Source organism: Streptomyces sp. f51, assembly GCF_037940415.1.
Classification (GTDB): domain Bacteria; phylum Actinomycetota; class Actinomycetes; order Streptomycetales; family Streptomycetaceae; genus Streptomyces.
The window spans coordinates 6,368,385-6,387,675 of the sequence record NZ_CP149798.1 but is presented as its reverse complement, the minus strand read 5'-3'; the positions used below and the strand labels follow the sequence as shown (position 1 = coordinate 6,387,675).

23 protein-coding genes and 1 pseudogene are annotated in these 19,291 nt (G+C 71.7%); 13 read left to right on the top strand and 11 right to left on the bottom strand.

The features are described from left to right. Positions 1-6: 6 nt before the first annotated feature. From gnd to WJM95_RS27650, 4 genes are all read left to right on the top strand, one after another. Positions 7-885 carry a phosphogluconate dehydrogenase (NAD(+)-dependent, decarboxylating) gene (gnd, locus tag WJM95_RS27665; RefSeq protein ID WP_339132521.1) on the top strand — a complete coding sequence of 293 codons (879 nt, stop codon included), beginning with the start codon at positions 7-9 and terminating at the stop codon, positions 883-885. A gap of 9 nt (positions 886-894) precedes the next feature. Then, on the top strand, positions 895-1,506 hold the full coding sequence (locus WJM95_RS27660) for a histidine phosphatase family protein (RefSeq protein ID WP_339132519.1): 612 nt from the start codon (positions 895-897) through the stop codon (positions 1,504-1,506). A gap of 86 nt (positions 1,507-1,592) precedes the next feature. Next, the gene (locus WJM95_RS27655) at positions 1,593-2,048 is read left to right on the top strand and encodes a TerB family tellurite resistance protein (protein WP_339132517.1); all 456 of its coding nucleotides are present in this window, start codon (positions 1,593-1,595) and stop codon (positions 2,046-2,048) included. A 104-nt stretch (positions 2,049-2,152) separates the two neighbouring features. Then, complete coding sequence (locus WJM95_RS27650) at positions 2,153-2,818, top strand: TetR family transcriptional regulator (protein ID WP_339132515.1); 666 nt, start codon at positions 2,153-2,155, stop codon at positions 2,816-2,818. A gap of 46 nt (positions 2,819-2,864) precedes the next feature. Here the strand turns inward: WJM95_RS27650 and WJM95_RS27645 are convergent, their stop codons facing one another. Beyond that, on the bottom strand, positions 2,865-3,302 hold the full coding sequence (locus WJM95_RS27645; protein WP_339132514.1) for a PPOX class F420-dependent oxidoreductase: 438 nt from the start codon (positions 3,300-3,302) through the stop codon (positions 2,865-2,867). 95 nt (positions 3,303-3,397) lie between these two features. Between WJM95_RS27645 and WJM95_RS27640 the strand changes: the two genes are divergently transcribed. Genes WJM95_RS27640 through WJM95_RS27630 form a run of 3 tightly spaced genes read left to right on the top strand, consistent with a single transcriptional unit; the run spans position 3,398 to position 5,499 of the window. After that, positions 3,398-3,982, top strand: a complete 585-nt coding sequence (locus tag WJM95_RS27640; protein WP_339132513.1) for a TetR/AcrR family transcriptional regulator — start codon at positions 3,398-3,400, stop codon at positions 3,980-3,982. Next, a complete protein-coding gene (locus WJM95_RS27635; protein WP_339132511.1) occupies positions 3,979-4,242 on the top strand; it encodes a hypothetical protein in 264 nt (87 codons plus the stop codon). Before WJM95_RS27640 ends, WJM95_RS27635 begins: the two co-directional genes overlap by 4 nt. Positions 4,243-4,272: 30 nt before the next feature. Continuing rightward, entirely contained in the window at positions 4,273-5,499 is a 1,227-nt protein-coding gene (locus WJM95_RS27630; protein ID WP_339132509.1) for a serine hydrolase domain-containing protein, read from the top strand. On the opposite strand, the gene WJM95_RS27625 is transcribed toward WJM95_RS27630, so the two are convergent. Together WJM95_RS27625 and ribA are read right to left on the bottom strand one after the other, a co-directional pair. Beyond that, on the bottom strand, positions 5,500-6,729 hold the full coding sequence (locus tag WJM95_RS27625; RefSeq protein WP_339132507.1) for an MFS transporter: 1,230 nt from the start codon (positions 6,727-6,729) through the stop codon (positions 5,500-5,502). 29 nt (positions 6,730-6,758) lie between these two features. Next, on the bottom strand, positions 6,759-7,466 hold the full coding sequence (ribA, locus tag WJM95_RS27620; protein WP_339132505.1) for a GTP cyclohydrolase II: 708 nt from the start codon (positions 7,464-7,466) through the stop codon (positions 6,759-6,761). A 38-nt stretch (positions 7,467-7,504) separates the two neighbouring features. Here ribA and WJM95_RS27615 point away from each other — a divergent pair, with 38 nt between their 5' ends. After that, positions 7,505-8,266, top strand: coding sequence for a creatininase family protein (locus tag WJM95_RS27615; protein ID WP_339132504.1), 762 nt, complete (start codon positions 7,505-7,507; stop codon positions 8,264-8,266). A 137-nt stretch (positions 8,267-8,403) separates the two neighbouring features. Here the strand turns inward: WJM95_RS27615 and WJM95_RS27610 are convergent. From WJM95_RS27610 to WJM95_RS27590, 5 genes and pseudogenes are all read right to left on the bottom strand, one after another. Further along, positions 8,404-9,129 (bottom strand): annotated as a pseudogene (locus WJM95_RS27610) (lysylphosphatidylglycerol synthase transmembrane domain-containing protein); the annotation flags it as partial. A gap of 260 nt (positions 9,130-9,389) precedes the next feature. After that, positions 9,390-10,361 carry a class I SAM-dependent methyltransferase gene (locus WJM95_RS27605; protein ID WP_339132503.1) on the bottom strand — a complete coding sequence of 324 codons (972 nt, stop codon included), beginning with the start codon at positions 10,359-10,361 and terminating at the stop codon, positions 9,390-9,392. Further along, positions 10,358-11,572: a glycosyltransferase family 4 protein gene (locus tag WJM95_RS27600; protein ID WP_339132502.1), complete on the bottom strand. Its 1,215-nt coding sequence runs from the start codon at positions 11,570-11,572 to the stop codon at positions 10,358-10,360. Before WJM95_RS27600 ends, WJM95_RS27605 begins: the two co-directional genes overlap by 4 nt. Beyond that, a complete protein-coding gene (locus WJM95_RS27595; protein ID WP_339132501.1) occupies positions 11,569-11,967 on the bottom strand; it encodes a 6-carboxytetrahydropterin synthase in 399 nt (132 codons plus the stop codon). The genes WJM95_RS27600 and WJM95_RS27595 overlap by 4 nt, the downstream gene beginning before the upstream one ends. Positions 11,968-12,104: 137 nt before the next feature. Continuing rightward, positions 12,105-13,085, bottom strand: a complete 981-nt coding sequence (locus WJM95_RS27590) for a zinc-binding alcohol dehydrogenase (RefSeq protein ID WP_339132500.1) — start codon at positions 13,083-13,085, stop codon at positions 12,105-12,107. A 108-nt stretch (positions 13,086-13,193) separates the two neighbouring features. Between WJM95_RS27590 and WJM95_RS27585 the strand changes: the two genes are divergently transcribed. The 5 genes from WJM95_RS27585 to WJM95_RS27565 all read left to right on the top strand — a co-directional run bounded on the left by WJM95_RS27585 (position 13,194) and on the right by WJM95_RS27565 (position 17,661). After that, the gene (locus tag WJM95_RS27585; RefSeq protein WP_339132499.1) at positions 13,194-13,994 is read left to right on the top strand and encodes a CDP-alcohol phosphatidyltransferase family protein; all 801 of its coding nucleotides are present in this window, start codon (positions 13,194-13,196) and stop codon (positions 13,992-13,994) included. Between the two features lie 141 nt (positions 13,995-14,135). Next, entirely contained in the window at positions 14,136-15,023 is an 888-nt protein-coding gene (locus WJM95_RS27580) for a DNA-3-methyladenine glycosylase 2 family protein (RefSeq protein ID WP_339132498.1), read from the top strand. A gap of 126 nt (positions 15,024-15,149) precedes the next feature. Next, positions 15,150-16,286: an ABC transporter ATP-binding protein gene (locus WJM95_RS27575; protein WP_339132497.1), complete on the top strand. Its 1,137-nt coding sequence runs from the start codon at positions 15,150-15,152 to the stop codon at positions 16,284-16,286. Continuing rightward, positions 16,283-16,990, top strand: coding sequence for an ABC transporter permease subunit (locus WJM95_RS27570; protein ID WP_339132496.1), 708 nt, complete (start codon positions 16,283-16,285; stop codon positions 16,988-16,990). Before WJM95_RS27575 ends, WJM95_RS27570 begins: the two co-directional genes overlap by 4 nt. Further along, positions 16,987-17,661, top strand: a complete 675-nt coding sequence (locus tag WJM95_RS27565) for an ABC transporter permease (protein ID WP_339132495.1) — start codon at positions 16,987-16,989, stop codon at positions 17,659-17,661. Before WJM95_RS27570 ends, WJM95_RS27565 begins: the two co-directional genes overlap by 4 nt. A 79-nt stretch (positions 17,662-17,740) precedes the next feature. Here the strand turns inward: WJM95_RS27565 and WJM95_RS27560 are convergent, their stop codons facing one another. Genes WJM95_RS27560 through WJM95_RS27550 form a run of 3 tightly spaced genes read right to left on the bottom strand, consistent with a single transcriptional unit; the run spans position 17,741 to position 19,290 of the window. After that, complete coding sequence (locus WJM95_RS27560; protein WP_339135888.1) at positions 17,741-18,292, bottom strand: ATP/GTP-binding protein; 552 nt, start codon at positions 18,290-18,292, stop codon at positions 17,741-17,743. Positions 18,293-18,326: 34 nt separating this feature from the next. Continuing rightward, positions 18,327-18,758: a DUF742 domain-containing protein gene (locus tag WJM95_RS27555; protein WP_339132494.1), complete on the bottom strand. Its 432-nt coding sequence runs from the start codon at positions 18,756-18,758 to the stop codon at positions 18,327-18,329. A 58-nt stretch (positions 18,759-18,816) separates the two neighbouring features. Then, the gene (locus tag WJM95_RS27550) at positions 18,817-19,290 is read right to left on the bottom strand and encodes a roadblock/LC7 domain-containing protein (RefSeq protein ID WP_339135886.1); all 474 of its coding nucleotides are present in this window, start codon (positions 19,288-19,290) and stop codon (positions 18,817-18,819) included. Position 19,291: the final 1 nt, after the last annotated feature.

The following is a 19,291-nucleotide window of genomic DNA, read 5'->3' as shown; positions in this document are numbered from 1 at the left end:
CTGACAATGCAGCTCGGACTCATCGGTCTCGGCAAGATGGGCGGCAACATGCGCGAGCGCATACGCCGCGCGGGGCACACCGTCATCGGCTACGACCGTAATCCGGACCTCGCCGACGTGCACAGCCTCGCCGAACTCGTGAGCGGCCTCGAAGGCCCGCGTGTGGTCTGGGTGATGGTGCCGGCCGGCGCCCCCACCCAGACCGTCATCGACGAGCTCGGTGACCTGCTGGAGGCCGGCGACACGGTCGTGGACGGCGGCAACTCCCGCTGGACGGACGACGAGAAGCACGCCGAGGAGCTGGCGGCCAAGGGCATCGGCTTCGTGGACGCCGGTGTCTCGGGCGGTGTGTGGGGCCTGGAGAACGGCTACGCGCTGATGGTCGGCGGCGACGCCGAGAACATCGAGAAGGTGCGGCCGGTCTTCGACGCGCTCAAGCCGGAGGGCGACTTCGGCTTCGTGCACGCCGGCAAGGTGGGCGCGGGCCACTTCTCCAAGATGGTCCACAACGGCATCGAGTACGCCATGATGCAGGCGTACGCCGAGGGCTGGGAGCTCCTGGAGAAGGTCGACTCGGTCACCGACGTGCGCGAGGTGTTCCGCTCCTGGCAGGAGGGCACGGTCATCCGCTCCTGGCTGCTCGACCTCGCGGTCAACGCCCTGGACGACGACGAGCACCTGGACAAGCTGCGCGGCTACGCGGAGGACTCGGGCGAGGGCCGGTGGACCGTCGAGGCGGCCATCGACAACGCCGTTCCGCTGCCCGCCATCACGGCGTCCCTCTTCGCCCGCTTCGCGTCCCGCCAGGACGACTCGCCGCAGATGAAGATGATCGCGGCCCTGCGGAACCAGTTCGGCGGCCACGCCGTCGAGTCGGCGAAGTAGGCACGGACCATGGGCGATCTCATCCTGGTCCGCCACGGAGAGACCGAGTGGACGCTGACGGGACAGCACACCAGCTGGACCGACCTTCCGCTCACCCGGCACGGCGAGGAACAGGCCAAGTCCCTGGCGCCGTTCTTCGCCGGGCGCTCCTTCGCCCAGGTCCTCACCAGTCCCCTCGGCCGTGCGGTCCGCACGGCCGAGCTCGCGGGACTGTCCGGGCCGCGGATCGACCCCGATCTGCACGAATGGGACTACGGCGGCTACGAGGGGGTCACCACCCGCGCCGTCCACCGGGCCAGGCCCGGCTGGGTGCTGTGGGACGACGGAGTGCCGACCGGCCCGGACGGCCACCCCGGCGAGTCGCCGCACGAGGTGGGGGTGCGCGCCGACCGGGTGCTCTCCCGGGTGGACGCGGCGCTCTGCGACCACCCCGGTGACGTGGTCCTGGTGGCGCACGCGCACTTCCTGCGCGTGCTCACCGCACGGCGGCTGGGGCTGCCGCCGGAGTCCGGGCGGCTGTTCCAGCTGTCGACCGGGACCGTCAGCCGGCTCTCCACCGAGCACGGCGACCCCGTGATCGCCGCGTGGAATCAACCGGGAACTTCCGTCACGGTCCACTAGTTTCCACGGTGCTGCTGTAGAAACCCAAGAGGTATCCGGTCCGCCCGCTCGGGCGGACCGGGCTCTTGACCACATTTGGAGTTCTCATGGCCCTGTGGGACCGCATCAAGGAGTCCGCGTCGACGATGCAGACCCAGCTCGTGGCGAAGAAGAACGATCTCAAGAGCGGCGCCTTCCGCGACGCGAGCATGGCCATGTGCGCGCTCGTGGCCGCGGCGGACGGCTCGATCGACCCCTCCGAGCGGCAGCGCGTGGCCCAGCTCATCGCCACGAACGAAGTGCTCCAGAACTTCGACGCCACGGACCTCCAGCGCCGATTCGACGACAACCTGAACAAGCTCACCGCCGACTTCGCCTTCGGCAAGGTCAGCGTTCTCCAGGAGATCGCCAAGGCGAAGAAGAAGCCCGCCGAGGCCCGCGCGGTCATCCAGATCGGCATCGTCATCGGCGGCGCCGACGGCGACTTCGACAAGACCGAGCAGGCCGTCGTGCGGGAGGCGTGCTTCACGCTCGACCTGCCTCCGCACGAGTTCGACCTGTAGGACGCCCGCTTCGCCGTCCCGGCTCACGGCGTCCCTTCGGGAGAGTCGACCGGCGGCCTGCTCCTAGAATCGCGGGCACCGATCGACTCGCCCGAAGGAAGCCGATGAACAGCGCCGCGGAACCGGCAGGAGCAGGCGGGCGGGGCCGCGACGCCGCCCGCACCAGGGCCGAGATTCTCGACGTGGCGACCGGGGAGTTCTCCCGTGCCGGTTTCGCGGGTGCCCGGGTCGACGAGATCGCCGCCCGCACCAGCACCACCAAGCGGATGATCTATTACTACTTCGGCGGCAAGGAGCAGCTCTTCACGGCGGTCCTGGAGCGCGCCTACTCGGTGCTCCGGCAGGCCGAGGAGGAGCTGGACGTCGAGCGGCTCGACCCCGTCGCGGCCGTCCGTCGGATCGCCGAGCTGACCTTCGACCATCATGAGGCGCACCCGGACTTCATCCGCCTGGTGAGCATCGAGAACATCCACGAGGCCGAGCACATCGCCGCCTCCCGGAAGCTGGGGACGGCCGGCTCGCCCGCGCTCGCGCTGATCGGCCGGACCCTGACGGCCGGCCGGGAGTCGGGCCTGTTCACCGCCGGTGTCGACGCGGTGGACGTGCACGCGATGATCAACGCGTTCTGCTTCTTCCGGGTCTCCAACCGGCATACGTACAAGGCCCTGTTCGGCCGCGACCTGACCGCGCCGGGCCGGCGGGAGCACTACCGCTCGATGCTCGGCGACATGGTCATCGCCTATCTGACCGCCGATCGCGCGACGGACTGAGCACCGGGGACCCCGTGCGAGGGGCCCCGGTCCGCGGGACTCCCGGTCAGCGTCCGGGGATGCCGTACGCCCGTTCCACGTGGAGGCGCAGCACCAGTCTGGCGTCGCGGACCATGGCGGCGCGGTAGTCGTCCCAGTCGGGGTGTTCGCCGAGGACGTCCCGGTAGACGCGGACGAGCTCCTCCACGGTCTCGTCGTGCGGATCCCGGGCCACGGGCGTCAGCTCGGCCGTGCCCTCCACGACCGTGTAGGCCCACCGGTCCGCGCTGGTCACGTGGTACGAGGCGCGGGGGTCCCGGCGCAGATTGCGGGTCTTGGCGCGGTCGTCGGTGAGCGACACGCGGATGATCTTCTCGTCGGGGTAGTACACATGGCTGACGTTCGACAGCTGGGGCCGGCCGTCCTTCTTGAGGGTGACGAGCACCCCGCCCTTGTACTCCGAGAGCAGCTTCAGCAGTGCGTCCTGGGTCGCTTCCTCAGTCATACCCGCGTCAACGCTCCGGATCCCGCCCGTCATTCCGTACCGACGGCCGTCCGTGCTCGTAGACAGTGTCTACGCGCGAGTGGTAGACACTGTCCGTGGACGAGCCGGAGACCATCGGCCTCAGGGAACGGCTGATCGACGCCGGAGTCGATCTCGTGACGGCGGAGGGCGCGCAGGCGCTGACGCTGCGGGAGATCGCCCGCCGGGCCGGGGTCTCGCACGGCGCGCCGCGCCGCTGGTTCCCGACCCATGCGGAGCTGCTGTCCGCCATCGCGCGCCGGGGCTTCGCCGACCTCCAGGACCGCGCGGCCAAGGCGGTCGGCGGCGCGGAGACCGGCCCCCGCGCCCGGCTCACCGCCCTGGCCACGGTGTATCTGGACTTCGCTCTGTCCGAGCGCGGCATGTACGAACTGATGTTCCGTCACGACCTGCTGAGAAGCGACCGGTTGGGGCCCCGCGAGACCGGCCTGCCGATGTTCGGGACGCTGGTGGACCTCGTCGGCCGGGTGCGCCCGGAGGCCGACCCCCGGGTCCTTGCCGGCGCCCTCTGGGCGAACCTGCACGGCATCGCCCAGCTGTGGGGCTGGGGGAGCCTGCCCCTCGCCACGGGCGCCGGCGACCACGTACCCCTGCTGAACGCCGCGCTCGACGCGCATCTCGGACCGGAGGACCGTCGATGACACCGGTCTCCGGCAGTGCCGTGGGCGATCGCGCCCCGGAAGCGCGCCCCGCCGCACGGCGGACGGCGCGCCGCGGGATCACCCTCGCGAGCAGCGTCGTCGGTGCCGTGACCGTCGCCCTCGACGGCACGGTCCTCACCGTCGCGGTGTTCCCCACGGTTGGAACCCTGCTCGCCCTCGGGCTTCCGGGGCACAAGGACACCATGAGCACCGTCCGGGGGCACCCGGACGACGTCTCACCAGCACGTTCGGGACGATGAAGCACACGAGCCGCGGTCCGGAGGAGAACCATGGGAGATCTGCGACAGGAAGTCGAGCCGGGATCGGTCGGTCTCGACCCCGGGGCGCTGGAGCGGCTCGACCGGCACTTCGCCGCGCTGGTCGACGAGGGCGGGCTCCCCGGTTTCCTGGTCGCCGTCTCCCGGCACGGGCGGGTCGCCCACCTCACCACGTACGGCCGGCGTGACCTCGCGGCCGGACTCCCGGTGCGCAGCGACACGTTGTGGCGGATCTACTCCATGACCAAGCCGGTCACCTCGGTCGCCGCGCTGATGCTGGTCGAGGAGGGCCGCCTCGGACTCGACGACCCGGTGGCCGACTACTTGCCGGCCTTCGCCGAACCGCGCGTGTACGTCGACGGGTCGGGACCGGACACGAGGACACGGCCCGCCGAACAACCCATCCTGATCCGGCACTTGCTGACCCACACGGCCGGCCTGACCTTCGGCTTCTACCACACGCATCCCGTCGACGGGCTCTACCGCGACGCCGGGGTGGAGTCCTCGGTGGCACCGGGCGCCGACCTGGCCGAGACCTGCGAGGTGTACGCCCGGCTGCCGCTCCAGTTCGAGCCCGGTACGCAGTGGAACTACTCGGTGGCCACCAACGTCCTCGGCCGGATCGTCGAGGTCGTGTCCGGCCAGGACCTCGACGAGCACATCGGGCAGCGCGTCCTCGGGCCGCTCGGGATGACGGACGCCGGCTTCCAGGTCACCGACGAACAGGCGGGCAGGCTGGCCGAGTTGTACGGGCAGGACACCGAGGGGAAGCTGACGCCCGTCGCCGGTCTCCCGCTGCGCGGCCGGCCCCGCTTCCTGTCCGGCAGCGGGGGCATGGTCGCCACCGCCCACGACTACCACCGCTTCATGGAGATGCTCCGGCGCCGCGGCGAACTCGACGGAACCCGGCTGCTGCGCCCCGAGACCGTGGACCTGATGGCCGCGAACCACCTTCCCGGCGGCGCCGACCGGTTCTCCTTCGGCAGCCCGGTCCACCGGGAGCCGGGCAACGCGGGCCTCGGTTTCGGTCTGGGCGTCTCGGTCGTGGTGGAGCCGGCCGCCACCCGGGCACCGTCGAGCGAGGGCGCGTTCGGCTGGAGCGGGGTGGCGACCACGACCTTCTGGGTGGACCCGCGACGTGATCTGACCGTGCAGTTCCTGAGCCAGCTGCGCCCGAAGGGGTCCCACTCGGTCTTCCCCGAACTCAAACGGCTGGTGCACCGGGCGGTACGGTCCTGATCACCCCGGGGTCGTCCGGTTGACGCGGTACACGTCCCGTACGCACAGGTTGAGCAGCGTCGCCGCCACGATCACGCCCGCGCAGACCAGCAGCACCCCACGGTCGGACCAGGCGCCCGCCGCCAGCGCGGCGAGCAGATAGCCGAGCGGGATCGCGCAGCGCTCCCCGACGCTGTTGAACGCGGCCGCCCTCCCCAACTCGGCCTCGGGCACATGCAGTTGGAAGGCGGTGGTCCACGCGACGATGGCCACGTCGAGGCCGACGCCGGCGAGGAGCGCGGCGCACAGGACGGCGGGCAGCGGCAGCGCGAGACCCATCGCCGTCAGCGGCAGGAAGAGCAGGGAGGCGGTGCACACGGCGACGGCGAGCAGCCGGTACGGCTTCCACCACAGGCACACCAGCGCGCCCGCCAGCAGCCCGAGCGCGAACGCCCCCTGCACCAGCCCCCAGGAGCCGGCTCCGGAGTACTGCCGCGCGGCGAGAAGCGGTCCGAGCAGCTGGAACCCGGCCAGCCAGGCGGCGACCACGACCGTCCCGGCGAGCGTGTACGTCCACAGCCAGGTGCGGGAGCGGAACTCCGACCAGCCCGAGCGCAGCGCGCCGAGGACGCCGTCCACGGCGACGGTCGCGTCCAGGCGCAGGCCGTGCAGCAGCAGGGCCGCGATCACGAACGTGAGCGCGTCCCAGGCCAGCGCCCAGCCCGGTCCGCACAGGGCGACGACCAGCCCGCCGGCCACGGGTCCGAGCACCCGTACGGCGTTGGTCGGCAGGCGGACCAGCGCGTTGGCCCGCTGGAGCTGTCCGGGCTCCACCAGCTGGTTCACCACGCCCTGGCCGGCCGGCACGGTGAAGGCCACGGCGACGCCCGAGAGGAAGCCGCAGGCGGCGATGGAGCCAGTCGAGGCAGTGCCGGTCAGGACGACGGCGGCCAGTGCTCCCTGGGCCACCGCCGCGCCCAGGTTGCCGACCAGCAGGATCCGGCTGCGGGACATCCGGTCCGCGAGTACCCCGCCCACGAGCAGGAAGGCGATCGTCGGAACGGTGTTCACGGCGAGCACCAGGCCGAGCGATCCGGCTCCGCCGCCCTGTCCGATCACCGCGTAGGCGAGCGCGACCGGCGCCATCGCCGATCCCGTCGCCGAGATCAGGCCGGCCAGCACGAACCGGCGGAAGGCGGCGCTGCGCAGGGGTGCCGTCCGGGTGCCCGGCACCCGCGCCGCCGTCTCCATGGTCCTCCCCACCGTCGTCGGCCCTTCGGTCATTCCTCGGTGACGACCGTCTTCGCCTCACCTGCGAAGATCGCCTTCGCCCACTCCTCGCCGTCCAGGTGGGGCAGGTAGTGGTCGAGGCGCTCCCGCTTGGTCAGCAGGTACGTGAGGTTGTCCTCGCACGGCGGTATCAGGAGCGGCACCTGCTCGGCGACCTTGATGCCGTGGCGCAGCAGCGACTCGCGCTTGCGCGGGTTGTTCGACAGCAGCCGCACGGACCGTACGCCGAGGTCGTGCAGCATCTCCGCCGCCACCCGGTAGTCACGGGCGTCGACCGGCAGGCCGAGGGCCACGTTCGCCTCGACGGTGTCCAGGCCCTCCGCCTGGAGCTTCATCGCCTTGAGCTTGGCGAGCAGACCGATGCCCCGGCCCTCGTGACCCCGGAGGTAGACGAGGGCTCCGCGCCCCTCGGCCACGATGGCTTGCAGCGAGGCGGTGAGCTGGGGGCCGCACTCGCAGTGCTGCGAGCCGAAGGAGTCGCCGGTGAGGCATTCGGAATGCAACCGGGTCAGGACGTCTCCCTCTCCGAGGGTGTCCAAGTCGCCGTGCACGAGGACGACTTGTTCCTCGCCGAGGTCGTGGTCGAAGAATCCGACGGCGTGGAAATCTCCGTACACGGTGGGCAGCGGGGCAATCACGACTCGTTCGACACCTGTGAGGTGGGCATTCCCGCCGAGTACGCCAAAGTTATCTGTCATGATCTGGTTCCTAAGCAGAGTCGAAAGGGCCGTGAAAGATGAGTAGTTCGGGAACACGCGTGATGGCGTCGGGTGTGCTGTCACTGGACACCACGGAGGATGTCCGCGAGCGGGGGTCCGGTGTCGCCCGTCAGGTCGCCGTCCTTCCCGTCGGCAGCCTCGAACAGCACGGCGCGTACCTGCCCCTGACGACCGACACACTGGTGGCGTGCGCCATCGCGCGGGAGATCGCGGCCGCCTATCCGGTGCATCTTCTTCCTCCGGTGACGATCTCCTGCTCGCACGAGCACGCCGACTGGCCGGGTACCGTGAGCATTTCCTCCGTGACGCTGTACGCCGTCGTCCGGGACATCGCCGCTTCGTTGCGGCGATCCGGTGTCGACACCCTGGTCGTGGTCAACGGGCACGGCGGGAATTACGTCCTGGGCAATGTGGTCCAGGAATCCGCGGGCACCGGTACACGCATGGCGCTTTTCCCGGCCGTGGAGGACTGGGAAGGCGCCTGTGAACGGGCCGGTGTGCAGACGTCGTTGCTCACCGATATGCACGCCGGAGAAATCGAGACGTCCATTCTCCTGCATGCCCATCCGGAATGCGTCAAAGACGGTTATGAGACCTCCGATTTCGTCGCCGACGACCGCCGGCATCTGCTCACCCTCGGCATGTCGGCCTACACCGAGTCCGGGGTCATCGGCCGTCCCTCGATGGCCGCCGCCGAGAAGGGGAAGGAACTCCTGGCCGGGCTGACCGAGGCCTTCGGAGCGTATTTCTCCCTGGTGACGTCCGAGTCGCTGCACTGATCAGCCCCTCCCGCGCTCTCCTCGCGGGAGCGCCGGAGCGCGGCGCCCCATCGCACGACCAGGACCACGGCGCCGGGCAGGGCCGCCGCGAAGCTGAGCACTCCGTAGATCACCGCGACGGTCAGGCCCGTGCCTGCGCCGAGCCCGGCCGCGCCGAAGGCCCAGGCGGTGGCGCCCTCGCGGGGGCCCCAGCCGCCGACGTTCAGCGGCAGCCCCATGGCCAGCAGGGCCAGCAGGGCCAGCGGCGTCAGCACGGCGACGGACGCGGCCGATCCGGCGGCCCGGGCGGCGAGCACGAACATCGCCAGATGCCCGGCGAGCACCAGGACCGACGAGAGCGCCACGCCGGGCCAGGCGCGCCGGGCCAGCAGGGCGCCCCGCGCCTCGACGAGCGCGCCGCGGACCGCCCGGTACCGTCCGGTGCCCGAGGATCCCCGCCGCCGGCGGACGACGGCGAACGCCGTCGCGGCGCACACCGCGACGATCACGAGGACCAGCGCGGCCTCCCGGGCCTGGGCGAGCACGGGTGACGGCTGGGTGAGCAGCACCACCGCGCCGAACGCCAGCAACACGGCCTGCCCCGAGGTGCGTTCGAGCACCACCGAGCGCACGCCCCGGCCGATGTCACCGGCACTCTGCCCGTGCCGCACGGCCCGGTGCACGTCTCCGAGGACCCCGCCGGGCAGCGCGGCGTTCAGGAACAGCGCGCGGTAGTAGTCCGCGACGGCCGCGCCCAGCCGGAGTTCGATGCGCAGCTCGCGTGCCACCAGGCACCAGCGCCAGGCGCTGAACACCGTGGTGAGCAGCCCGATGGCGATGGCCGCCGTGAGCGTGGTCCCGTCGATCCGCCGTAGCCCGTCCACGAACACCCCGGTACCCAGGCGCCAGAGCAGCACTCCGAGAATCAGGACGCCGGCGGCGGTGCCGAGGTGCTTGCGGACCCGGCCGGACACGCGCCGGGCGCGGGAGGCTCCATCGGCCGCGGGGCTCGCGGAGTCCCCGGCCGGGGCGGGACCCGGCGCCTGCGCGCCGGACTCCGCGGGGTTGTTCGGGGGCGGGCCGTCGAGGTCCGGGGTCACGGCCGCCGGGGCGGCGGAGGGATCCAGTGTCTCCAGGCCCGCGCTCACGCCGCACCCCCGGCGGGGTGGGGCAGCGCGAGCACATCGCTGTGGTGGACGACGACCCGCAGTTCACCCGCCGCGCAGGCCGCCAGGCGGGACTCCAGATAGGCCTCCGCGCGTTCCGCCAGTTCGGGGTGCTCCTCCACGGCGGCGCCGACCCAGCCGCGCAGCCACTCGGCGGTGAGGGCGGCCTCGTCGGGGCCGAGCCGCCAGGGGCTCGGGTGCACCCGTACGGTCGCGTCGTAGCGGGCGAATGCCTCGCAGGCGGCGGTGACGGCGTCCGGGCCGAGCAGGTCGCCGCGCCGCTGGTGGGCGTTGAACGCCTCGGCGATCTCGGCGTCCAGCGGGTCGGCCGGGCCGATTTCGACGCGGCCGGCGACCGACAGCGTGAGCAGGGCGGGCACGCCCGCGCCCGCGCAGGCCGCCGCGAGCCGGTCGATCTCCTCGGCGGTGAGCACGTCGAGCAGCGCCGACGCGGTCACCAGGGAGGCACCGGCCAGGGCGTCCGCCGTCAGCCGCCCGATGTCACCGCGCTGGGTGGTGACCCCGACGTGGCTGCCGTCGGCCGCGGCCTTGGGGGCCCCGACGGTGGCGAAGTGCAGGAGGTAGGGGTCCCGGTCGTGCAGGATCCAGTGCTGTGCGCCGTCGAGCCGGGGCGCCAGCCAGCGGCCCATGGAGCCGGTGCCGCAGCCCAGGTCGTGGATGGCCAGGTCGCCGCGCCCGGGCCGGTTGGCCAGGCGGATGCGGAGCGGGTCGAGCAGGTCGGCCGCGCGCGCGGCCGCGTCCGCGGGTTCGCGCAGCTGGAGCCACTGGGGTGCGTAGCGGACCTCTTCGGTGTCAGGGTCCCCGACTCGCTGACCGGGCACGCCCGTCCTCACCTTCTCCTCGGGCGGGCCGGAGTCCGGCCCGCTCGTGGCCTTCGCCTCCGGGGCACCGGAGTCGGGCCCGCTGGTGGGAGTCGTCGCGGTGCTCACGCCGCCCTCCGGGGTTCCTGGGGCAGCCGGCCGAGCACGCCTGCCAGGCTGCGCGCGGTGGTCGCCCATCCGTCGAGCGCGGCGCGCCGTCCGCGGGCGGCGGCCTTCAGCCGACGGCGCACGTCGGCCTCGCCGAACCAGCCGCGCAGCTCGGCGGCGAGGGCCGCCGGGTCCTCCGGGGGGACGAGGATGCCGGGCACTCCGCCGTCGGGGGCGCGCCCGACGGCCTCGGGGACACCGCCGACGTCCGTGGCCAGCACCGGGATGCCCCGGGCCAGGGCCTCGGTCACGGCCATGCCGTAGGTCTCCGCGTACGAGGTGAGGACCATCAGGTCGGCGGAGGCGTAGCTGGCGTCGAGTTCGGCACCGGCCTGGGGTCCGGCGAGGTGCAGCCGGTCGCCGAGGCCGTGCCGGGCGATCAGGGTGCGCAGATGGTCGACGTAGGCGGGGTCCTGGCCGAGTCCGCCGACGCAGACGCAGCTCCAGGGCAGGTCGGTGACGGTGGCGAGGGCCTCGATGAGCCGGTGCTGCCCCTTGCGCGGGGTCACCGCGGCGACGCACAGCAGCCTCGAGACACCGTCGGTTCCGGAGGCGAGCGGGGCGATGTCGGCACCGGGGGCGGCGGCGTGGACCCGGTCGGGGGCGAGGCCGTGGTGGGCGACGAGCCGGCGGACGGCCCATTCGCTGGTGGCCACGACGGCGGACACGGCCCGCAGGGTCGTACGTTCCAGGGCGTCCAGCTCGGCGGCCACGGCGGGCTCGAGTCCCGTCTCGTCGCCGAGCGGCAGGTGGACGAGGACGACGAGACGCAGCCGGTCGGCCTCGGGGGCGACGATCTCGGGGACTCCGCAGGCGACGATCCCGTCGAGGAGGACGACCGTGCCGTCGGGCAGGTCGGCCAGGGTCCGGGCGAGTTCCGTGCGGGCGGCCGCGTCGGGGCGGGGCCACCGGCCGTCCAGGACGTGCCGTTCGACCTGCCAGCCGAAGCCGGGCAGGTCCAGGCAGAGCCTGCGGTCGTAGGCGTTGCCCCCGCTGGGCGTGGCCGGGTCGTCGACACCGCCCGGCATGACGAAGTGCACGGTGCGCAGGGACATGGGGATGATCTCGGCGTTCTTGAGAGCCGCGTTCTGCACGGGAACGTAGTTCAGGGCGCCCGGTCCGGCGGCGCGGCCGGACGCGGGGGACGCCTTGTCGAGGGTCACGTCGGTCACAGGCCACGCTCGTAACTCGCCCAGGCGATGTGCGACTCGTGGAGGGTGACGGTGATGCCGGTGAGGCCGCGGGCGCCTTCGCCGAGGGCCCCGGCGTGCACCCGGTCGGCGAGCCGGTCGGCGATGACCTTCGCCAGGAACTCGGTCGAGGTGTTGGTGTCCTTGAAGTCCGGCTCGCTGTCGAGATTGCGGTAGTTCAACTCGCTCACGACGGCGCCGAGCTCCTGCGTGGCCAGTCCGATGTCGACGACGATGTTGTCGTCGTCCAGCTCGGGGCGGCGGAAGGTGGCGTCCACCAGGAACGTCGCCCCGTGCAGACGCTGCGCGGGTCCGAAGACCTCGCCACGGAAGCTGTGGGCGATCATCAGGTGATCGCGGACGGTGATGCTGAACAACGGACGACCCTCCAGGTGCGGTGCGTCTGATCCCCTGCCGGGATCACGTCGTGTAGTACGGCTGCCCGGTTCACCTTGTTCAGCCGCGTGTTGCCCTTTCTTCGGAGTCCGTAGAGGTCAGGCCGGTTCTCGTCGGCTCAAACCTCTTCGTAGGCGACCCTGTGGCACAGGGCGGGCAGTGATCCGGAGGCCAGTTGCCCCATCACCTCGGGGAGTTCGCCGAAGGAGCACTCGCCCGTGATCAGGGCGTCGAAGGCCGGTTCGGCCAGAAGTTCGAGGGCCAGGGCCAGCCGGTCCGCGTACGTCCTTCCGGCCCGGGCGGAGGGGGAGACGGAACCCACCTGGCTGCTGCGCAGGGTCAGCCGGCGCGAATGGAACGCCTCTCCCAGCGGCAGGGCGACACGGCGGTCCCCGTACCAGCTCAGCTCGATGACGGTCCCCTCGTGGGCCGAGAGGCCGAGGGCGAGGTTCAGTCCGGCCTCGGTGGCGCTGGCGTGCACGACGAGGTCGCGTTCGCCCTCGGCGTCCTCGGGGAGCGCGAAGTCGACGCCGAGCGCGTGGGCGACGGCGGCGCGCGCCGGGTCGGCGTCCACGAGCTGAACACGGACCCCGGGGAAGCGGGCCAGCAGGGCGGCGACCGAGCAGCCGACCATGCCGCCGCCGACCACGGCGATCCGGTCGCCGATCAGCGGGGCGGCGTCCCACAGGGCGTTCACGGCGGTCTCGACGGTGCCGGCGAGGATGGCGCGGGAGGCGGGCACCGACTCGGGTACGACGGTCACGGCGCTCACCGGGACGACGTACCGCGTCTGGTGCGGATAGAGGCAGAAGACCGTCCGGCCGAGCAGCTGCTCCGGTCCTTCCTCCACCCGGCCGACACTCAGATAGCCGTACTTCACCGGCGCGGGGAAGTCGCCCTCCTGGAACGGGGCGCGCATCGAGGCGTACTGGTTCTCCGGGACTCCCCCGCGGAACACGAGGGTCTCGGTGCCCCTGCTGACTCCGGAGTAGAGCGTACGGACCAGGACCTCGCCCTCCGCGGGCTTGTCGAGGGTGACGTCACGGAGCTCTCCGTGGCCCGGGGAAGCGAGCCAGAAGGCGCGAGCTGTGAGTTCCATGAGCGTCCCCCTGAACGATTCCGCAGATCTTCACGTACGGAGCAGTGACAAGTCGCGCACACGGTACGCGGCGATGATCGAATCTGTCATTCGGCCGGAGGAACTGCGGTGGCCCTGAACAACATGTACGGCGCGAGGCTCCCCCAGCAGGAGACCATGGTGGGAGCCGGCGTGCAGCTCCTGGTGCTGGCCCTGCTGGGCACGGCGATCGGGATGGGGCCGGCCGGCTGGCTGACCGGTCTCGTGTTCGCGTTCGCCACCTGGGCGGTGCTCACCCGCGCGCTGCGGCGCACACGGCCCCGCTCCTTCGGCCCCGCCAACCGGGTGACGCTCGGCCGCGCGATCCTGGTGGGCGGAGTCACCGCGCTGGTCGCGGACTCCTTCGAGAGCTCGCCGCCGGTGAGTCTGCTGGTCGGTCTGACCGCGGTCGCCCTGATCCTGGACGGCGTCGACGGCAAGGTCGCCCGGCGCACGGGCACGTCCTCGGCGCTGGGCGCGCGCTTCGACATGGAGGTGGACGCGTTCCTGATCCTCGTGCTGAGCGTGTACGTCGGGATGTCGCTCGGCCCGTGGGTGCTGCTGATCGGCACCATGCGGTACGCCTTCGTCGCCGCCGCCCGGGTCCTCCCGTGGCTGAACGGCGAGCTGCCCCCGAGCATGGCGCGCAAGACGGTCGCGGCCCTCCAGGGCGTCATCCTGCTGGTCGCGGGCTCGGGACTGCTGCCGTACGACGTGGAGGCGGCGGCCGTGCTGACGGCGCTGGCCCTGCTCGTGTGGTCCTTCGGCCGCGACATCCTGTGGCTGTGGCACCAGGGCGGGCAGGCGCCCGTCGAGCGGACCCCGGAGAACCGCGAGCGCCACGAGCGCGTGCCGTCGCGGGAACTGGTCGGCGCGGGTTCCGAGGGCTGACCGACCCGCCGTGCGGGCCCCTGGGGACCGCTGGACGAACGAACCGCGGAACCCTCGGAATAGTTGACAGGAACTGTCAGGTATCGCCTCCAGAGTGGTGCTCACCGACACGGTGAACGTGTCCCGAGCGGGAGGTCCGGCATGACACGGCACACGGTCGAGTCCGAGGTGGCAGGTCCCTGGTCCCTGGAGAACAGCAGGGCGTTCTGGGAGGAGATGGCACCCGTGCCCCCTGCCAGGACCGGAGGCGCCGGGACGGCGCTGCGCACCGTCTTCCACGCCGACGCCGACTGGCGGCCGATCCGCGCGGAAGTGACACAGAGCGGGTCCACCGCCCGGGTCACGGTCACGGGGGACGGCGATCTGGACGCCGCCGCGGAACAGGTGCTCCGCTTCCTGTCCCTGGACGTCGACGCCCGCGGCTGGCCCGGGGTCGGCGACCGCGACCCGGTGATCGGCCGGATCCAGGCACGCAGGCCGGGACTTCGGCCGTGCGGTTTCCACTCTCCGTACGAGGCCGCCTGCTGGGCGGTGCTGACCCAGCGCACCGGGATGCCGGCCGCCCGCCGGATGCGCGCGGACCTCGTCTCCGCGTACGGCACCGGCGGCGCGTTCCCCGCGCCCGGGGACCTGCTCCGCATGGACGCCGAACTGCCCTGGCGCAAGACCGAATACCTGCACGATGTCGCGCGGGCCGCGCTCGACGGAGTCCTCGACGGAGCCCGGCTGCGGTCCCTGGACGCGGAGGAGGCGATGCGGCAGGTGCGGCGGGTCAAGGGACTTGGCGCCTTCGCCGGCGAACTCGTCGTGATCCGGGGGGCCAACCACCCCGACGTCCTGCCCGCCCAGGAGCGCAGGCTCACCGCGGAGATCGCCGAACAGTACGGACCCGGGCGCGAGTTGACCGAGATCTCGGAGAAGTGGCGGCCGCTGCGCACCTGGGCCGCGCTCCATCTGCGGATCCTGCGCGGTGAGCGCCTCGACAGCGAAGGCTCCCGTACCGAACGGCCCGGGCGCGGCCAGAAATAGGGGACGTACGCACGACATTCACGATCTGTCATGGCCGGGAACGAACATCGACTGACTAGACTACGCAGCCTCGTGCACATGATCGCGCCACGCGCGGGCAAGGCCGTTCCCGAAGGGTTTCGACGCTTGATAGCCATCGAAGATGTCAGCAAGCGATACGCCGACGGCACGGTGGCCGTCGATCGCCTGTCCCTCCAGATACCGGACCACTCCATCACCGTTCTCGTCGGACCTTCGGGCTGCGGCAAGACCACCACACTCCGCATGATCAACCGGATGATCGAGCCGAGCAGCGGCACGATCCGCGTCGACGGCGAGGACATCCGCGCCCGCCCCGTCAACGCCCTCCGGCGCTCGATGGGTTACGTCATCCAGAACGCCGGTCTCTTCCAGCACCGGACGATCGTCGACAACATCGCCACGGTGCCCCGGCTGCTCGGCTGGTCGAAGCAGCGCGCCCGGGAGCGCGCGGCGGAACTGATGGAGCGGGTCGGCCTCGACCCGGCCATGGCCCGCCGTTATCCCTACCAGCTCTCCGGCGGCCAGCAGCAACGAGTGGGTGTCGCGCGCGCGTTGGCGGCGGACCCGCCCATCCTGCTCATGGACGAGCCGTTCTCCGCGGTCGACCCCGTCGTACGCCGTGGACTCCAGGAGGAGTTGCTGCGCATCCAGGGCGAACTGGGCAAGGCCATCGTGTTCGTCACCCACGACATGGACGAGGCCATCACCATCGGCGACCGCATCGCCGTCCTGCGCACCGGCGGCAAGCTCGCCCAGTTCGCGGCGCCGGACGAGATCCTCTCGGCGCCCGCCGACCCGTTCGTCGAGGAGTTCCTCGGCTCCGACCGTGGCATCCGCGGTCTGTCGTTCCTGTCCACACGCGATCTCGAACTCGACCGCTCCCGGGTCTTCCCCGTCGGCTCGGACTGGCGGGAGATCGCCGGTCGCGCGCCCGAGGGAGCGCCCGTGCTGGTCACCGACGCCGGCGGCAAGCCGCTCGGCTGGGCCGACCCCGGCAGCTGGGACGGACGGACCGAGGCCCTGGAACCGTACGGCCCCAGTTTCGAGGTGGGCCGTGACTCGCTGCGCGTGGCCCTGGACCGTACGGTGCTGGCACCGAACGGCCGGGCGGTCGGCGTCGACGCCTCCGGCACGGTCCTCGGGGTCGCCGGGCAGGAGACGGTGGCCGCGGCCATCCGGTCCGCCCGGCGGCGGGCGGCGGACGCCCCGCAGGACGCGCCGACGGTGAAGGCCGGGCGATGAACGGGTTCTTCGACATCCCGAGCTCCATCCAGCACGGCTACGGCGAACTGATCGTCCTCCATCTCCAGGAGGCGCTCGTCCCCGTGCTGGCCGGACTGCTGCTCGCCCTGCCGATCGGGCTGCTGTGCGTCCACTACGACTGGCTCTACGCGCCGGTGCTGTGGACCTCGACGGTGCTCTACGCCATTCCCTCCATCGCCTTCTTCGTGGTGCTCATCGACTACACCGGGCTGAGCCGGCTGACGGTGATGATCCCGCTCTGCCTCTACAGCCTGGTCGTGCTCGTCCCTGCGGTGGTCGACGGGGTCCGCTCGGTCTCCGAGGAGACGAACGCCGCCGCCTCGGCCATGGGCATCGGCCTGGTGCGCCGCTACTTCCAGGTCCAACTGCCCATCGCCGTACCGGCGATCATGGCCGGACTGCGCGTGGCCGTCGCCTCCAGCATCAGCCTGGTCAGCGTCGGCGCGCTGATCGGCAACCAAGGGGCGTTCGGAAACCTGCTGACCTACGCGCAGTTGTACAGTCTCCCCCGGCTCGCGGTGACCGCGGTGGTCACCACCGCCGTGCTCGCGATCGTGATCGACGCCCTGCTGGTCCTGCTGCGGCGGGTCCTCACCCCCTGGCAGCCGCCGTCCGGCGGCGCCGGGCGCTCCGCCGTCACCGCCGCGGACGCCGTCGCCCGCACGCCGGAGGGCGTCTCGTGAACGTACTGAACTTCATGCAGTCCTTCTTCAACGACGGCTCGCACTGGCACGGCTACGACGGCATCCCGCAGCGCGTGTGGGAGCACGTCCAGTACACGGCCGTGGCCCTCGCGATCGCCTCGCTCATCGGGCTGCCGATCGGTCTGGTCACCGGGCACACCGGGCGCGGCGGCAACGCGCTGGCCTTCGTGTCCGCCGGGGCACGGGCGCTGCCGACCTTCGGACTCCTGGTCCTGATGTTCGTCTGGCTCGGCCTCGGCATCGTGCCGGTGATGATCCCGCTCGTCGTGCTGGCGATCCCGCCGGTCCTCATCACCACGTACGAGGCGATCCGCGCCGTGGACCCCTCCCCCGTCGACGCCGCCCGCGGCATGGGCATGCCCGAGATACGGATCCTCTTCCAGGTCGAGGTCCCGGCGGCACTGCCGCTGATCCTCAGCGGGCTGCGCTCGGCGACGGTCCAGATCGTCTCGACGGCCACGATCGCGGCCTATGTGTCCCTCGGCGGGGTCGGCCGGTACATCCTGGACGGCCTCTACCAGCACGACTACGAGAAGGTGGTCGGCGGAGCCGCCCTGACGGCCGTGCTCGCGCTGCTCGTCCTCATCCTGTTCTGGACGGTGGGCCGGGTGGCGGTCTCCCCGGGAGTACGCAGGCGCCGGGCCGCGTAGACCACGCGCGCGAACGATCCGACGGGGACGGCTCCGGCCGTCCCCGTCCTTGTTCCTCAGCCCCGCCGGGCGGGGTTCCTCACCCCTTCTCCCGGGACTGCGTCCCGGCCTCGGCCCTGGCCAGGGCGTGTTCGAGGACGACGAGGAGGGCGTCCCGCACGGAGCCCCGGTCGCGTGCGTCGAACACGGTCAGCGGCACGTGGTCGGCCACGTCGAGGGCCCACCGTACGTCGTCCAGATCGTGTTCGACCTTGCCGTCGAAGGCGTTGACGGCCACCGCGAAGGGGATCTCGCGGTGCTCGAAGTAGTCGACGGCCGCGTAGCAGTCGTCCAGGCGCCGGGTGTCGACGATGACGAGTCCGCCCAGCGCGCCCTCGACGAGGTCGTCCCACATGAACCCGAACCGCTCCTGGCCGGGGGTGCCGAACAGGTAGAGCTTCAGCGTCGGGTCGAGGGTGACGCAGCCGAAGTCCATGGCGACGGTCGTCGTCACCTTCTCCGGGGTGTGACTGAGGTCGTCGACACCGGCGGCGACCGAGGTGATGGACGCCTCGGTGGTCAGCGGCTCGATCTCGGAGATCGCCCCCACCGTCGTGGTCTTGCCCACGCCGAAGCCGCCCGCGATCACCATTTTCACCGGCAGCGGAGGCCGGGGACGCCCGTCGTCATCCCTCACGGATCGCGCCCCGGGAGTCGGGGACAGCTCTGAGACCATCGATCACCCTTCGCAGAACAGTGACATCGCGGTTGGAGCGGGCCTGCGGCGCGTACAGGGCCAGTTGGCCGTCGGCGCGCAGATCGTCGGCGAGAACCCGGACCACGTTCAAGTGCATCCGGAGTCTCGCGGCGATCTCCGCGAGCGACTGCGGCTCGCGGCAGACCGAGATGATGTCGCGGTGCTGGTCGAACACGAAACGGTCCAGCGTCGCCAGTCCCGCATCGGTCGCCACCACCTGTGTCTCGATCGGAATGGGCGGTACGAGACTGTCCCCGCCGGCGATCCGCCCCGCGGTCAGCAGGAACGGCCGGACGACCGAAGCGGGGCGCTCCACCCCCCACTCGGCGTCACCGCCGGCCAATGGCTCGCCGGACGTCATCACGTCCTCCCCCTTCAACTCACCGCGTGTCACCGGTCATGTGACACGCCGTCGGACATCAGCGGGTCGGTGCGATGCCCACGGTTCTCTTGAGTTCCATCACCAGTTGCGGACTGAGCACCGCACCGGCCCGGTTGGCGAACAGGGTCATCTCGTAAGCGATGTTGCCGAGCTTCGCCTCCTTCGAGGCGACCACGCCGAGCACCGCTCCGGCACCGAGCGCGGACACCAGCACGTGCCCTTCCTCCAGGTCGATGATGACCTTGTTGAGGCCGCCGAGACCGTAGTTGCCGGAGGCCCCCATGGCGAGGCTGGTGATACCCGAGACGATCGCCGCGAGCCGCTCGGAGTCGGCCTGGCCGCGCTGCTGGGAGACCGCGATGAGCAGTCCGTCGGAGGAGACACCGATCACGTCGACGACCCCGGCCGTCTCGGTGGCGAACCGGTTGAGCAGCCAGTTGAAGTCGGCCGCGGCGGTCTTCACGTCCGCCGCGGGTTCCGCTGTCCGGGACTCGGGCCCGCCTGTCCACATG